This window comes from Psychrobacter nivimaris (genome assembly GCF_009812035.1).
Lineage (GTDB): Bacteria > Pseudomonadota > Gammaproteobacteria > Pseudomonadales > Moraxellaceae > Psychrobacter > Psychrobacter nivimaris.
Genome location: NZ_VZIZ01000007.1, coordinates 94,817 through 111,424 on the forward strand (window position 1 = coordinate 94,817; position 16,608 = coordinate 111,424).

General features: G+C 43.1%; 12 protein-coding genes and 1 riboswitch. Of the genes, 3 read left to right on the plus strand and 9 right to left on the minus strand.

Annotated elements, in window-relative coordinates; genetic code table 11:
- Positions 1-106: 106 nt before the first annotated feature.
- The 6 genes from FQV37_RS03075 to FQV37_RS03100 all read right to left on the minus strand — a co-directional run bounded on the left by FQV37_RS03075 (position 107) and on the right by FQV37_RS03100 (position 9,777).
- Entirely contained in the window at positions 107-718 is a 612-nt protein-coding gene (locus FQV37_RS03075) for a manganese efflux pump MntP (RefSeq protein WP_240990924.1), read from the minus strand.
- Positions 690-857, minus strand: a riboswitch (yybP-ykoY riboswitch). (Overlaps the previous gene by 29 nt.)
- A gap of 192 nt (positions 858-1,049) precedes the next feature.
- Positions 1,050-3,446: a TonB-dependent receptor gene (locus FQV37_RS03080; RefSeq protein ID WP_160021249.1), complete on the minus strand. Its 2,397-nt coding sequence runs from the start codon at positions 3,444-3,446 to the stop codon at positions 1,050-1,052.
- Positions 3,447-4,085: 639 nt separating this feature from the next.
- Positions 4,086-5,585, minus strand: coding sequence for an MFS transporter (locus FQV37_RS03085; RefSeq protein WP_160021250.1), 1,500 nt, complete (start codon positions 5,583-5,585; stop codon positions 4,086-4,088).
- A gap of 207 nt (positions 5,586-5,792) precedes the next feature.
- A complete protein-coding gene (fhuB, locus tag FQV37_RS03090) occupies positions 5,793-7,991 on the minus strand; it encodes a Fe(3+)-hydroxamate ABC transporter permease FhuB (protein WP_160021251.1) in 2,199 nt (732 codons plus the stop codon).
- Positions 7,988-8,899, minus strand: coding sequence for an ABC transporter substrate-binding protein (locus FQV37_RS03095; RefSeq protein WP_240990925.1), 912 nt, complete (start codon positions 8,897-8,899; stop codon positions 7,988-7,990). The genes fhuB and FQV37_RS03095 overlap by 4 nt, the downstream gene beginning before the upstream one ends.
- 113 nt (positions 8,900-9,012) lie before the next feature.
- Positions 9,013-9,777, minus strand: coding sequence for an ABC transporter ATP-binding protein (locus FQV37_RS03100; protein WP_101205244.1), 765 nt, complete (start codon positions 9,775-9,777; stop codon positions 9,013-9,015).
- Between the two features lie 193 nt (positions 9,778-9,970).
- Here FQV37_RS03100 and FQV37_RS03105 point away from each other — a divergent pair, with 193 nt between their 5' ends.
- Positions 9,971-11,266, plus strand: coding sequence for a siderophore-interacting protein (locus FQV37_RS03105; RefSeq protein WP_160021253.1), 1,296 nt, complete (start codon positions 9,971-9,973; stop codon positions 11,264-11,266).
- 279 nt (positions 11,267-11,545) lie between these two features.
- A complete protein-coding gene (locus FQV37_RS03110) occupies positions 11,546-12,463 on the plus strand; it encodes a haloalkane dehalogenase (RefSeq protein WP_160021254.1) in 918 nt (305 codons plus the stop codon).
- A gap of 199 nt (positions 12,464-12,662) precedes the next feature.
- Here the strand turns inward: FQV37_RS03110 and FQV37_RS03115 are convergent, their stop codons facing one another.
- The 3 genes from FQV37_RS03115 to FQV37_RS03125 form a co-directional block, all read right to left on the minus strand.
- Positions 12,663-13,247, minus strand: coding sequence for a TetR/AcrR family transcriptional regulator (locus tag FQV37_RS03115; RefSeq protein WP_101205246.1), 585 nt, complete (start codon positions 13,245-13,247; stop codon positions 12,663-12,665).
- Between the two features lie 113 nt (positions 13,248-13,360).
- Positions 13,361-14,530: an IS200/IS605 family element RNA-guided endonuclease TnpB gene (gene tnpB / locus FQV37_RS03120; protein WP_338103976.1), complete on the minus strand. Its 1,170-nt coding sequence runs from the start codon at positions 14,528-14,530 to the stop codon at positions 13,361-13,363.
- Between the two features lie 171 nt (positions 14,531-14,701).
- Positions 14,702-15,382 carry a glutathione S-transferase family protein gene (locus FQV37_RS03125; protein WP_160021256.1) on the minus strand — a complete coding sequence of 227 codons (681 nt, stop codon included), beginning with the start codon at positions 15,380-15,382 and terminating at the stop codon, positions 14,702-14,704.
- Between the two features lie 593 nt (positions 15,383-15,975).
- Between FQV37_RS03125 and FQV37_RS03130 the strand changes: the two genes are divergently transcribed.
- Positions 15,976-16,530 (plus strand): carboxymuconolactone decarboxylase family protein, encoded by a 555-nt coding sequence (locus FQV37_RS03130; RefSeq protein ID WP_160021257.1) that lies wholly within the window; start codon positions 15,976-15,978, stop codon positions 16,528-16,530.
- Positions 16,531-16,608 lie beyond the last annotated feature (78 nt).

Consider the following 16,608-nt stretch of genomic DNA (forward strand, 5'->3'; position numbering starts at 1 on the left):
AATATAGATAGGCTTTTCTTAGGTAAACAAGTGCTTTGCCCTTACAAGTCAGTAATAAACTTATACACGTAATGACTATCTGTTCGTAGTAGACAGTTTTATATAATTATTGAAGATGGCTTAATAAAATCCATGCACCGATGGCAATTAGCATCACACCACCAAATATTTCAGCTCTATGACCGATTAAGGAGCCCAATACTTTTCCTAGCATCACGCCTAGCGTGACCATTACCGTAGTGGCCAAGCCTATCAGACCTGCTGCTAATAAAATGTTGACTTCTATAAATGCCAAGCTTACACCGACAGCCATTGCATCAATACTAGTACCAAACGCAGTTATGGCAAGTTTAAAGAACGAATGTCTACGCGGTGCTTCTACTGATTCGTTACTTGGCTTGAAGCCCTCATACAGCATATGCATACCGAGAGCAGCAAGAATGACAAATGCGACCCAGTGATCCCATGCTTCAATGAACGCTGCGTCTACAAAAGAGGTGGCAGAATGACCAATTAACCAACCAATAATAGGCGTGATCGCTTCAATGGTGCCAAAAATAACACCCATTCTGAAGGCTTCGGTAAAACGAGGATTTTTAAGACTTGTGCCTTTACTGATTGCCACAGAAAAGGCATCAGTAGACATAGAAAGCGCAAGTAATAGAAGTGCGATAGGATTCATGTGATTTTCTCTGGTCGAGTATAGAGTCCACGACATAGCCACACCCCCGACCTGCAGTGTAGATATATCGATGGTCTCGCCAACCGAGAGGTGTTCGCACCATGGCATGTGGCCAAGTATGTTGATACGAACGCTTTCGCAGTACGAAAGCAGGCTACTCCCCAAAGAGAGGTTAGATTAGCATTGATACGCTATAAGTCAATCATAAAATGCCAAAAAATAATTTTTTGCACCTCATCAAATATAGAATGGAAAACGTTGACAAATACTTTTGGAGCAGATGAATACTTTAGAGAGTTATGAACATTAAAAAACCCTTCACGCTAAATTTTCATAGCCTGAAGGGTTTTTTAATGTGTTGCGCTTTTTAGTAATCAACGGTATAGCTTAAGCCATAAGTCGTTCCTGATGCAGGTAAGCGGTTTAAATCACCAAATGTGGTTTGATGATAGACCGTTAGATAGTCTTTATTAAGCAAGTTATAAACGCCATAATCTACTCGGCCGACTGGCATATTTACTTGCCCTAATACATCAAGGGTCATATAACCAGTGACAGGTAAGGCACTAGAGTCAGGGTCTTGTTGTTGGTCTTTAAAGGCTTTATCATCCCCACCGATTGCCAATGCTTGTAGACGAATATTGCTGCCTTCATCGAAGTTATACTGAGCAAATGCGGTACCTTTTAACGGTGTTAGACGTACTGCATCGAGCTCTAGCCAATCACCATCTTTGTCATACTGACCACGAGTATACGCCACACTACCGCCTACTTGCCACTTGTCACTGATATCATGACTAAGCGACCCTTCTACGCCATAGACGCGCTCATCGGTATCGACAACTTCTACGGTATAGCTGTCAGTAAAGCGCACGACTTTATCTGATTCGTTATAAAAACCACTCAAGCGTGCTGCTGTATCGCCATGTTTACCTTGCCAACCAAACTCGTAGTTGTTGATCGCGATCGGTTGTACGTTGTCTGAATTAACTACAAACCCTGCACGCACATCACGCAGCGCACGTTGGATATCCGCTGTGGTAAACCCTTGTGAAAAATTAGCAAAGATTTGATCATTTGGGGTTAATTGATAGCTAGTACCGAGATTAAACAAGGTTTTGTCGTGATCTGTGCTGCCGTTTTCTACATCGCCTGCCTGATAGTCAATGCCGTAAGCTGCACTTGTTCCACTGATAGCAGAGCTATTAAAATACTCTTCAAGCAGTTGCTCATAGATGGGCGTAAAGGTATCAGTCTCTGACTTCAATTTTTGGTAACGCACACCAGCACTGGTATGCCACTTGTCGGTTATATCTACATCTGCATTGACAAAAGCGCCCCATTTATCAATGGTAGTATCTGGACCACCATTGTAGGTAAGCCCATTGGTTTGGGCGCTTAAACCATTGCTAGCAAGGAACGTATTTAGGTCTTGACCATAGTAAGTTTGCTCACTGTTTTCGCGCTCGAAATCAGCACCATAGCTAAGTAGAGTCTTTTTGCCTGCGACTTCCGTCTCGGTTTGCATGGCGGCACGTAAGCCCATTACTTCGATGTCAGCTTCTGACTGAGTGACGACGACAGCCCCGCCCAATAATTCTTCTAGCGTACTCTTATCGGTAAGACCATTAGCTACCCAGACTTTGCCCGCTTGTTTAGGGAAATCTTTACCAGAAGGATAAAAACGGCCTTTCTCATCTCTATAATAGCCTGTCAAGCTTAAGCTAGACCCTGAGCCTACAAAGTCATCATCGCTATAGCTTAAATTTACTGAGCTTTTTTCGGTATATGGCTCATTTTCTACGTTGGCACCATCAATGGCTTTTAAAGACGGTGGTGCATCCTTAGGTTTTAACAAAACCTGTAAATTATCACCATAATCCGGGCCATAGTCGGTGTTTTGCTCATCTTTATAGTAAGTCACTGCAAGATCAAGACGTTGGCTGTCAGTGAGCTCTACACCCAAGCTACCATTTACACTTAGCGATTCGGTATCTTGCTGGTCAGTTTGGTTGGCATCTGGGCTGATTCGATTGCCTTTGCTATCAAACTTGCCGCCTTTATTATCATAATCAACATCTAATCGACCATACACTCGCTCGCCGCCATATCCTAAGGTTTGTCCTACATGATAACCCAATGAGTCTGACTCAAAACCACGACTGCTACTGACACCGACTCTAGTCTGTCTGATAGGGCCATAACCTACCAAAGATTTGGTCACAAGGTTAATCAGGCCACCTGCTGCACCAGCACCGTAAATACTGGTGGCACCTGAGAGTACCTCTACCCGCTCAAGCTGCGCAGGATCGATACTATTGAGCTCGCGTGAAAGACTACGTGAACTGCTTAAAGGCACACCATTCAATAAGAACTGTACAGGGCGACCGTGCATGGTCGTACCATAGTTACTAGTTGAGCCACTACTGGCACCCAGACTCGGTATCAATTGTGCCAAGATATCACCAGTGGTACGGTCACCCGTTGCCTGCATCTGAATCTGATTTTCAGTAATTACTTGGGTGACTGCTGGCATCTCACTAATTTTCTGTGCCAGTGCTGTACCCGTTCTGGCTTTGGCCGTGACATTAATAGTATCTAAAGTCACATTAGGCGTCTCATCTGACACAGTACTTGAAGCCATTTCCGCTGATGTCTGCGCATCCAATACGGCATCTGCTTCATTGATATTGTTTTGTGCATATAATTGCTGACTAATACAGAGGGTAAGAACAGATAGAGCAACTTGATGATGGCTTTTCATAATTTTTTCACTTAGGTTATTTCACTTAGTTGGATAAATAAACAGTGATATGAGTAATATTTAGCTAATAATACTGTGTGTACTAACTTTGTGAAGAGCATTGTAAATGATAATCGTTTTTATTTCCATATGTATCTATATCTTGTTAGTAGCGTTTATTTGTGTTGTTTTCGCAGGTATAGTTGGCTATTTAATCTTTGATAATTTCATTAGTCATTGAATAATTTATCTAGCTCATTGTTATGATAGGCCTTAAAGAAGCGTTGGAGTTCCATCTCATCCTCTCTATACTTATTTTGACGACCTGATAATAGCTGCTATGCTACATCACAGATAATATAAATACACCATCACTATCGATAATGGCAATATCGCCTGAACGAATAATCGCTATCTGCTCACCGAAGCGATAGCAAATATTGGGTGCTAGAGTGCCTTGTGTTTAGTTACTCTTGCACATAGTCACAGCGCTGATACCCTGCATAAATACAGGGAAACCTAACTTACTTTTATCCAGTGGGTGAAAAGGACAATTGATTAATGATGCCCACTGTTCTGCGGCGATTAATGCCTAGTGCCAAAAATCAATGATATTTCCGTCTTGATAAGTTAAATTAAACCCCGATAGGGGGTATTCGTTTATGGGGATCGTGGTAATTTGCACGCTGAAGGGATTGTGAATAATAAAATCATCGCGATGACCACCAGTATTTCTTGGATCGCGCTTGCCATGCCGTCACTACTACCTGCTGCTAATAACTGCGCACTTCGACTGCCTATATAAAGGGTGGACAGCGTGATAAATATAGTAGAGATGATACGGCGACTGATGTTATTAAGGGCGGCTCCCTCAGTGACCGCGTCTTTGGGTAAGCTGCTAAAACCAACGGTAGTGGTCGGCAGATACGCCAAACCTACCCCAATACCTCGCACACTCATAATTAGCATTAATAGCCAAAGCGTAGGCTGATACAAGCACCATGCCAGCATCAAAGTAGACAGCGCACTAATCGCAATTCCTACGATGCCAATCCCTCGGGCACCTTGCTTATCTACCATCTTGCCAGCGTAATGCGTGGTGACACTGGCTACGAGCGTCGCGACCATCAGGACAATACCTGTCCATAAGGCACTCTCACCCATTACATCTTGGATTAACACGGGCAATAGCAAGAGACACAGCATCAAACCGACTGTTTGGCTAATGCTAATTATATTACTGTGCAAATAGGTTTTATTGTTAAACAAGCGTACGTTTAATAATGGATATTTTTGACGCTGCTCAAAGGCCCACCAAACCACCGCGGACAGTAGAAATCCGACAGACAATAAACCCAACGTGGCTATCTTTAATAACCCGTCGCTGCTGAACAATCCACTAGTGAAGTCTATCTTCAGCGTGCTCAGCCAAACCATCATCGCAAGCAGCCAAGTGAGTAAGCTGACAAACCCGATGGTATCGAAAGGGCTCTTTTTTTCATATGAGCGCATGTCCGGTATTAACCACCACACCATCGCCATGACCGCCATACTAAGTGGTAACGTAATGGCAAACAGTGTCCACCATGCAAACTGCTCAGCCAAGTAAGCACCGACCAAAGGGCCAAACGCCAACGACATCATAATAACGATGCCCCATAGCGCCATTACTCTGCCATGCTGCTGCTGCGGATAAATCTGATATAGCATGCCAATAGATAGTGGAATAATCAGACCGCCACTCAGCCCTTGTATGGCTCTAGCAATGATAACAAAGCTCATAATATAGGCTAGCATGCCAATGACTGAGCCTAGCATAAACCCAAAAATTGCCGCTAAATAAATATATCTAAAAGGAAATTTTTTGTTTAGGTAGCCGCTGAGCATCAGCCCCACACTCATGGCCAATACATAAGCATTTAGCACCCAGCCGCCCATCACAATATCGACATCAAACACCGACATAAAGACAGGAATCGCTGGATTAAGTGCACTATTACTAAAGCTGACGACCGTACCGCCGAGTAATAGTGTCAGTAATACCTGCTGTACTTGTTTGTTGCTCAAGCCATCACTACTACTCTGAGAGGCTTCGTTTATAGGCGACTCATTTGTAGATGTCTTATTTATAAGTACTTTATTTATAGGAGCGTTGCTCATTAAGCAGTGGCACCATAAAATTGGGTGACGGTCGGCATGACTTGCTCCTAGTTATTATTTTGTTAGCCTGCCGAGCACGTCATCCAATCTCGCTGAAACTTAGCATCATTATTCTTATCAAAATACTGATCAAATAAGGTTAGATAAGCCTCTGCTGAATGAAGTCAAAATTGCCGGCTATTCAAATTCAATGCTTGCAGACATGAGCTACCTTTTTGCTGAGGCTGGTACCTTACGAATGAGCCATAAGAAATACCCACCACCGATAATGGCAGCAATCGTACCAGCTGGCAGCTCATAAGGGAAAATAACATAACGGCCAATCCAATCCGCTATCACCATTACCCCTGCCCCTAAAAGTGCAGCTAGTGGCAATTGTCGTTCAAGCTTCACAGCTCCCAGTGAAGTAGCCAAATGCGGCACCATCAAACCAATAAAGCTCAATGGGCCAACGGCAAGCGTGCTGGCCGTACTAAGTGCTGCTACTAATGCCAATAACGACAAAGTCACTGGCGTAACCGCCACACCCAAATTACGCGCCACACCTGTACCTAGCCCAAGAACTCGCAAAGGCTTAATCAGCAATAGACTGAGTACAAATAAGATAGCGGCAATGCCAATGAGATACCATACTGTACTAGGCTGAGCGCTATAAGTCGTCCCTGAAAGCCAGCTGAGCATCGCTTCTAGACGCGGATCTCCTGAGAGCTTGACCATATGCATCACCCCATCCATCATGGCGGCAATGCCTATACCTACCAATAATAAATAACCTGAGCTGACCCTGCGTGCTAGCCAAATAATCAATAGCAGCACGGCCATCGCCCCTGACAGTCCTGAAACCAGCAACGTCCCTGCTCCTGCAGATAGTCCTAAACTTGGCAGTAATAAAAACCCTAAAATAACCCCAAGTGCCGCGCCTGAACTGACCCCCAGCACCTCAGGACTGGCCATGGGGTTACGCGTTAAAGTTTGCAGTAGCACACCGGCGACCGCCAACATCAAGCCTGTGGCCGCAGCGCTCAAACTGCGAGGTAATCGGTACTGCTGCGTAAGCGCCCAGTCCGTACTTAACCCCCAACCATTGATATCTTGTACAAATAAACAGGCAAACATGATAATAGCGAGCACGCCAACGCCCCATCGCCAAAAGGCAATGGATGTATGCTTACCTGCAAGCATCGGTGTCACTGTCTCTATCCGCTCGCGACGCTGACGCAAAATCAGCCAAATAATCAGCGGTGCACCCAAGATACCTGTCATGGCACCAGCTGGAATCTGCATATCAAGTAACGGCTCAAGCAGTAACGCGACATTACTGGTCAACAACAACAGCAGCGCCCCCAACCCAAAAGCAGTAGCCAAACGCTTACCAATAGCAGAAATACCTAGCGCATTGACCAAACTTGCCGCACCAAGACCAATAAAACCAATCAAGCCCACTTCACTAACCACTAAAGCGGTCACAACGGCGACCACCAATACAACAAGTGCGCGAATCCCATTAATAGGTACACCCAGACGTTTTGCCTGCGTGTCATCTAGACTCATCAGCGTTAATGGTTTTAGTAATGGCAGACATACGACCGCCATCAAAATAGCAGTGATGACTAGCGCTATACTGGTATGCCAGCTATTTTGTGCCAAAAACCCAGCCGCCCATGACAGCATGCCATTACTACGCTCAGCAAAAAACAGTACTAGAACATTGGCTACTGCGGCCAGCAAAATATTGACGACCAAACCGGCCAATATCAAAATCAATGGATTAAATCGACTGGGTGCTGACAAGGCAAATACCAGACCCATACTAATGATAGCCCCTACAAAGGCCACGTAAATTCCGCCATAAATAGCCAAGCTTGGCAAAAATAACGTGACAATAAGCATGGCCAACTGTGCACCCACGCCCACACCTAGCGTGGTATCTGATGCTAAGGGGTTTTTTACCAATTGCTGTAGTAAAATACTGACCACGCCTAATAGCCCGCCAGCCAACAACGCCACCACGCTGGTCGCCACTAGATGCAGCTGTATCGCCATACTGGCAATATCCAATTGCGAGCTTGGTATAAGCAAGTCACTCAGTGGGCGCGTCCACTGTTGATCTAGCAGCGCCCAACTACTCCATAATGACAAAGCCGCTAGTCCGATGAGCATGGTCCATAGTCGCCAAGACATACTGGCAAATAAAGAAGTTTGGGGATTGGGTTGGTTCGGTGGCTGATTCAGTGGTGATGATGACTGTTTCAATGATTGCGAAGATGATAACGTTGATGAGGGTTTTGGAACTGTTGCTGCTTGAGAAGCTAATGTCATCGTATGAGCACTGTCGTTATGAGAACTGTCGATGTGGTTATTGATATTATTGTTTTGGTTGTTGTGAGTATCTGCATTGGCGCTCATAGTACTTCCCCGCCTTTTAATGAAACTTCTGACAAGTTATTTGCTAGGCTAACCAATGATGACATCCCACCATAAATCCATACTGGTGGTAGCTCGCCCACACAGCGGGTATTGCCATAACCCAGGCGCTGCCAAATCAAGCTGTCATCAATTTCAGCTCTAGTAATTGGGCTTAGTGGATCGATAATTAATAGACAAGTCTCATCATCTAGTTGCGCCAAATCTCCCATCCGTATCGGCACAAATCCCCAATTATTGCCTTTGCCCAATACCACAAGCTCTCTATCCATCTGCTCTAGCGCAGGCTGAAATAGGCTGTTCGCCACATACATACGCATGTTATTGGCATCCGCAAACTGTACCACTGCGAATTTCTTGGCTTTTGGATAACGCTCCTTGAATTGCTGACTGGCGAGCTGTATGTCTTTCTGACTTTGTACAATATAGTCTTCAGCCATCTTCGGGTTATCGATCAGTACGCCAAGCTCCCGCGTCGGTTCGGTATAGTCAGCCCACATTGCTGTCTCTCCTTTTGCCGCAGACATTACAGATTCTGCAGGCACATCGCCGTATAAGTTGCGTGCATGCTCATAAAAATAATTATCTATGACCATATCGACAGGCAGTTGAGCGATTAGCTCAGCGTTAGGCTGATAGCGTATGCCTAAGTCTGTGATCGACGCTGGCAGTTTGGGGCTACCCACCCATCTGTCCCAAACCCTGACATCACCTGTTGCAATTGGTGCATGCCCCATCGCCGTCAAAGTCGCTGCATTACCCCAGTCGGGAGACACGATATTCATCCTATCGCTATCACTTTCTTCTGCTTCTGAGGTAGTGGATGTCTGACTATTACAGGCCGTCAATACCAAGCACAATGCGAGGGCGAACCATTTCAGTGATGTCATTACTGATACTGACGTAACTATTGGATGTTTTGATAATTTATCTGTATAAAAAACGGGAGGCATAGAAGCGTATCTTTGTAGGCGAATTAAAAAGAAGGAGCAGAAACTAGACGTTAAGCGACTGCGACAGGCTGTCCAGTAATAGGATGACTGAGCAACTGCATATCGACATTAAAAATATCGTGTAGCACGGTAGGTTGCATGGTACTGGCGATATCGCCGTTGTGACATATTTGGCCATTTTTCAGCGCGATGACTCGATCGGCATATTGCGCTGCCAAGTTAATATCATGAATAATAATTACCACGCTCAAGCCTTGCTCGTCCACCAAACGACGAATGAGCTGAATGACCTCGATTTGATAATGCATATCGAGGGCAGCAAGTGGCTCATCGAGCAACAGGTAACGGGTATCCTGTGCCAGACACATGGCAAGCCAAGCACGAGCGCGCTCACCACCTGACAGCGTGGCCGTGATTCGATCAGCGAAGGCTTCGGTTTGAGTCACTTTTAATGCTTGTGCCACTTTATCTTTATCAATCTGGGTGGGCTTTTGTAGCCATTTTTGATGCGGATACCGTCCCAACATAACCAGTTCACGCACCGTGAATCCAGCAGCTTCTGGCAATTGCTGCGGCAGATATGCCATTTGCCGCGCTAACTCCTTACTGCCGTAGTCATTGATACTGTGCTCATCTAATGTGACATTGCCGCTACTACTTGCCATCTCACCTGCTAGCGCTTTGATCAAGGTCGACTTGCCAGACCCATTATGCCCAACCAAAGCCACCAGTTGATTGGTATCAATCTCACAAGTCACGTTGTCTAATAGAGTATTTCCTTGACGGCTGATAGTCAGCTGGTTTGCACGTAGCATATAAGCACTCATTGTTGATAAAAATAATATGTCATAAAAATGATGGTTTATCGGCCATCGGTTATAGACCGATTTTTGATGATCAAACCACAATAAAAATTGATTTTACTCGTAAATGATAACAAAAACAATTATCATTAACTATAAACTCATTCACTTTAATTTCAACGCTCTGTTGATTGCGAGTATTTATATGACCAACCTTCTTTTAGCTTCTACAGAAAACATCGATAACCAAAACAGCCAATACACCCCCCTAAACGACCCTGAAATAGCAAGTGTGGTCGCTCATATTAATGAAGAGCACCTCGATGAACTGCTTGGATTCTTGAGTGCATTTACCTCATTATCTACCACCGAATTAGATCTGGTCGATGCGCAGATAACTGATATTTATGCTGAAGGTATTGCTATACAGACTTTTCTAAAAAGCTCAGAGATTCAACCAGCTGGCGCTCACAACACCTCGCTTGATGACCAGACTTTCTTTATCGCTTTTGCCGCACCTATCTCCCAGCTTGATGACTTGCAAGCCCAATATATCTTGCTAAAACAAAGAGCAGATAAAAAGCTAGGCAAAAAAACAATCAAACTGACCAAGCAAGTATTTGATGTACAAAACAGTTATAGAGTCAGCAAAAATATGCTGCGCCTTGAATTGAGCATGCCGTCATTAAATAGTGATACGCCATTAATTAATACCGCTCAGTTAAGTAATGCTAAGGGCGCAACAAGCTCGATGTCAGTACCTACCAACGAAGCGGGTTACGCGTACTTGTTTGATTTAGAACACAATGCAATGACCGATGCATTGATGACTGACAGCACTGATGGCAATAAAGCTAGTGACTATAAAACTAATGATAGCGAAAAGGAAAACGTACGCCCTGCTCGTCCTCACTGCTATTACACTTTGAGAAAAGCATGGCAAGCTGATAATGGAATACGAGCTTGGGTCGATGTTTTTTTGCATGGGAATACACCGGGCGGCAACTGGGCAGCAACACTCCAAGCAGGCGAGACCGTTGTCACAAAACGAGAGTTTCCGGAAAAAGTAGAGCACTTACGAGACGGTCAAGCGGTACTGATTGTCGATGAAACATCAATGCCAACGGCAGCACGACTGCTAGAGCTATGGAACAACCCTACACCACCATTGGTCATTTGCGTGACGCAAGATGCAGGCGATCAAAGTTATTTCGATACTGTAAAAATGCGCAGTTGCCTCAATTGCGATACTGAAAACAGTAGTAATAACTACTTTACCGTATTGCCTATAGTAACCAATCAACCAAACTCAGGAGCAGAGTTAGCCACGCTAATCGACAGAGAGTTAGGCGACTATTTGACTAACAACCCTCTAAAGATTGATAAAGTTTGGGGAGCACTAGAAGCAAATACTGCCAAAGCATTGCGCCCGTTGCTGAAAGACCGACTTGAGCTTAGTCGTACAGATGTTGTGGTAAAGGTATATTGGCGTCACGATTAGCTTAGCCTTATAAGATGAAACTCAAAACCTATCCTATATCAAAACTTATCCTATATATAGTGGATGCTACTGACGCATCCACCGTTAATGTTTGCAGCAACGAATGCATGTAGGGTATAGTTTTCATTTTGAACGTTTAATCAATATAGACTATAGGCAGATAGCCTTATCACTAAAATTACAAGTTATAGTCGAGTAGCACTCAGAGACTCACTTCTAATAGACTGTCTAACACCTGTGCCAGAATGCACTGTTATTTTTCTAAACCAAGGATGATATATGAAAAAACTTAGGACACCTGACTCGTATTTTGCTAACTTGCAAGATTACGATTTTGAACCGAATTATTTGATGGTCGATGATACAGAGGGTGGCGAGCTGCGCGTACACTACCTTGATGAAGGCCCAAGCGATGCCGACCCTATCTTGTTATTACATGGCGAACCTTCTTGGGCGTATCTGTATCGTAAAGTCATTCCAATACTAACAGCAGCAGGACACCGCGTTATCGCGCCAGACCTTCCTGGTTTTGGACGTTCAGACAAACCTGCATCGCGTACTGATTACACTTATCAGCGCCATGTCGATTGGATGCAATCGGTACTTGATCAATTAGATTTAAAAAATATCACACTGTTTTGTCAAGATTGGGGCGGTTTAATCGGCCTACGCTTAGTAGCAGCGCATCCTGATAAATTCGATCGCGTCGCAGCAGGCAACACGATGCTACCGACTGGAGATCATGATCCTGGCGAAGGTTTTCGTAAGTGGCAGAAGTTTTCTCAAGAGACGCCGCAATTTAATGTAGCAGGCACCATCAAAAGCGGTACCACAACAACACTGCCTCAAGCCGTACTGGATGCTTACGATGCACCCTTCCCTGATGAGTCCTATAAAGAAGGCGCCAGACAGTTTCCTATCCTAGTGCCCACGACACCAGATGATCCTGCTTCAGAAAACAACCGAGCAGCTTGGGTCGTGCTAAGCAAATGGAGCAAGCCATTTATTACACTGTTTAGTGATTCCGACCCCGTAACTGGTGGCGGCGATCGCATCATGCAAAAGCTGATTCCGGGTACCAAAGGCCAAAATCATACGACTATCACTAACGGTGGTCATTTCCTGCAAGAAGACCAAGGCGAAACATTGGCTGAGCTTCTACTAAAGTTCATCAATGACAATCCAAAAGCACAGTAATAGATAACAAAAACCCTGATTGCTAATGTACTAGCCATCAGAGTTTTTAGTAATACTATAATGATTGGTCAATGATAAAGTGCGCGAGCTGTTAAAACCAAATCATTGGTATTTAATCAAATTGTATTTTATCAAGTAGCATCTTATAAAAAGCAACAGCGTGATCGACACTAAAAAATCTGCTTTTTATCCAGCCCTGCTATACGATATTTTTAAAAATATCATCGATATATTTCTCTACTGCATCATTGTCGTTAGTGACCTGCGCATAAGTCCTGAGACCTATAATTTGAATTTGGAAATAACGCGCCAGCTCAACTGGATCTTTTTCTGCGCTAATTTCACCGCTATCAATGGCTTGTCCAAAGAGCACGGCAAATGACGCCTCTATACCTTCTAAGATATTCGTTGCATGTGCGAGCAAATCTGGACTATCGTTTTGAGTAAGCTCAGCGACTGTTTTGACGATCATGCACATACCACTAGGCGCAGTGGCGCTATTACAGACAATCACCGTATGGATAAAATGTTTTAAGCCATCTAACACTGTGTCTTTTTGCTCAATACAGTCGGCCAATCTCTTGGCGCCATCTGCAGCATAGCGATTTAGCGACTCTGTAAATAGTTTATCTTTACTACCAAAAGCTGCATAAATACTACCTGGGTGCATATTTACCACATCTTGCAAGTTTCGCATGGATGTTGCGTGATAGCCTTTTTCCCAATAGAGATTTTTTGCTTTTTCGATCACATCCTCACGATTGAACTTTATCGGAGCACTCATAATTTTCACCTTAATATCTTTGCCATGAACTACCCACTACCTTAGAGGTAGAGGTTTCTTAGGTAACGCTCTTACTTAATACGCTATTCTGTATCAGCGGTTAAGCGAATTTACTAAGCTAACCCTATCGCACCGACAGTTTTTGATTGTTGAACCAATATCAATCCTTGATTTAAGATATTGATGCTGGCATTAATGTCTCGATCACGGGTCTGTAGACATCTTGGGCAGTCCCATAATCTATCGCTGAGTTTAAGGTCATCTTTACCAAGGACATAATCACAGCCTGAGCATGTTTTAGATGACGGATACCATCGGTCTATTTTCACAAGCGCTTTGTCATACCATTCTGCTTTATAAGCAAGCATAATGGTAAAGACTGACCATGAACTATCGCTAATAGCTTTGGCAAGCTTTCTGTTTTTAACCATCCCTTTGATGTTCAAGTCCTCTATAGCAATGACATCGTGGTTTTTGATGATATTGAATGAGAGTTTATGTAGAAAATCAAGACGCTGGTTGGTTATTTTTTCGTAAACCTTCGCGACTTTAGCTTTTTGCTTTTGATAATTACGACTGTCTGACAGCTTACGCTGCTGAGCTTTAGCAACCTCTCTACGTTTGGCTAAAATCTTTTGCTCACGCGCAAGCTTGTCTTTCAGCTTCGATAGAAACCTAGGATTAGCAACTTTAGTACTGTCTGATAAGACAATAAAGTTGGTCAATCCTAAATCAATGCCTATATTAGAATAAGTCTTTGGTAGCGGCTCCACTACTGTTTCAACCAATAGGCTGACAAAGTACTTACCAGATGGGGTTGCGCTGATAGTGGCACTTTTAATAAGCCCATTAATGCGGCGATGTATTTTTGCTTTGATATGACCAATTTTGGGGAGTTTGACACTGTTATATGTGAGTGCAACCGTCCCTTTTTGGTTATTAGTGGTGTAGCTGTCTTTGATACCTTTTTTCTTGAATTTAGGGAAGCCTGTGCCTTGTTCGAAAAACTTTTTATAGGCGCTGCGAAGGTTCTGCTGCACGTTAGCTAATGCTAAGCTATCTACTTCTTTGAGCCATTCAAACTCTTTTTTATACTGAGCAGGGGTGTTGTTTAGAATCGTTTTATTTGCTTTATAATGATTAACCTTATCAGACAACATCTTATTCCAAATAAAGCGGGTACATCCAAATGATTTAGCAAAGAATACTTGCTGTTCGTCATTTGGATATAATCTCACTTTATAAGCTTTTAAGATTTGTTTGGGCATAAGGTATGATAACATCTTAAGCTATACTAAAAAATAATGATATACTCATCCCTCTACTTTAAAGGTAGAGGAATTCTGCACATAGTCATTAAAATCTATTTTAAGGCAAAGTTTGTAGAATCAACCTTAGTTACTGGTTTTAATCACTTTTTATATTATAAGACTTATTGAGTCTCTTTGCTTCGATTAACTATTTTTATCAAAGTTTTGCGGATAAAGCGCGCGTGCAGCAACGTCGTCAAACTCAGTTTTGAAATCAATACCTTTAGGAATGTCACGGGCTTTTTGTACCGCTGGACGAGCATTAATGCTATCAAACCAGCGATTTAGATTCGGATAATTATCCAAGCCGCCTTCGCTTAGTACAACTGTCGCCTTATCAATCCAGCCCCAAGTAGAAATATCAGCGATTGAGTAGCTATCACCAACCATATATTCACGGCCTTCTAGGTGCGTATCTAGCACTTCATAATGACGCTCAGCCTCACGAAGGTAGCGATTAATTGCATATGGGATTTTTTCTGGCGCTTTATGTCTAAAGTGAACAGATTGACCAGAAAAAGGGCCCAATCCAGATGCTACAAACATTAGCCACGATAGCATCTCGCTACGATCTTCTGGCTGTCCTGCCAGCTTGCCTGTTTTTTCAGAAAGATACATCAAGATAGCCGTAGAATCAAACACGCGTTTGCCATCATCTTCTAGGGCAGGTGTTTTGCCGTTTGGGTTGATAGCACGGTACTCAGGTGTATGCTGCTCACCTTTTAGAGTATCTACTGCCACAAGCTCATAAGGCAGACCAGTTTCTTCAAGAAACAATGCTACTTTCATTGGGTTTGGCGTTTGATGGAAATAAAATTTAAGCATAACTTTATCCTATTATATGAAGACAGTCGTCTAATGACTACAAAAGCTGACAACTATAAAAATTGTAATGAGATAACAAAAACAAGCATCTGATTTGAAGCACATTTTTATTGTCTGACATACACTATAACCACAAATGAACGGTCGTTCAAGTAATGTTATATATTGATATAATAAGCATCATATCAATACTATTTTCTCTACATGCAATGGATGAAGTCGATCAGCTCCATTTCGATAAGTCTTGTTCGTACTACAGAGCCACTAAAGTTAAAAAATATTTTTATCGTTGTTTTTTCTTACTACTTACACAGTGTTACCTTCTTAAGATATTGATATTAATAGAGTAGTATGAATTAAGCAGAGTAATGTAATTTAGCCATTACAATTTACTTGAACGATTACTCAAATAATTATTGAGCGACTGCTCAATATCATTTATAGTAGTCTCTATTGACTCGCTTACTAAGCAAAGTTGCTAATTTTGAGTAACTACTCAAGCCAATAATTGAATGTAATCAGCGATTGCTTTGAAGCGGGCATGAAAACTCTAAAACAGACCAAATCTCAAACCTATTATTAGGAATTATATTATGACCGAATTTACTCTACACGATAAAGACACAGCCCCAGCAGAAAGCAAAGACTTACTTGATTCTTCTATCAAAGCATTTGGCATGGTACCTAACCTACATGCCGTGATGGCTGAAGCGCCTGGCTTGCTTGAAGGCTATCAACAGCTACATCAACTGTTTTTAGACAGCAGCTTTGATGATGAAGAAACCACTGTTGTATGGCAAACTATCAACGTTGAGCATGCTTGCCATTACTGTGTGCCTGCGCATACTGGTATTGCTAAGAGCATGAAAGTAGATGACGCTATCACTGATGCATTACGTGATGAGACGCCACTACCAACTGAACGTCTAGAAGCGCTACGTGACTTCACACTATCTGTAGTACGTGGTCGTGGTAACGTTGATGACAGCGCGGTTCAAGCGTTTTTAGATGCTGGCTACACTAAGCGTCAGATTCTTGAAGTTATTCTTGGTGCTGCTCAAAAAGTAATGAGCAACTATACGAACCACCTAGCTAATACCCCAGTCGACAAGCCATTCCAAAAATTTGAATGGCACAAAGCTGACTAATACGTTTTTCAGCTAACGCTGACACAGTCCATTTGATGTTTTCATACTGTTGTTCGAAACATCTTCGGGCAGCAGTTT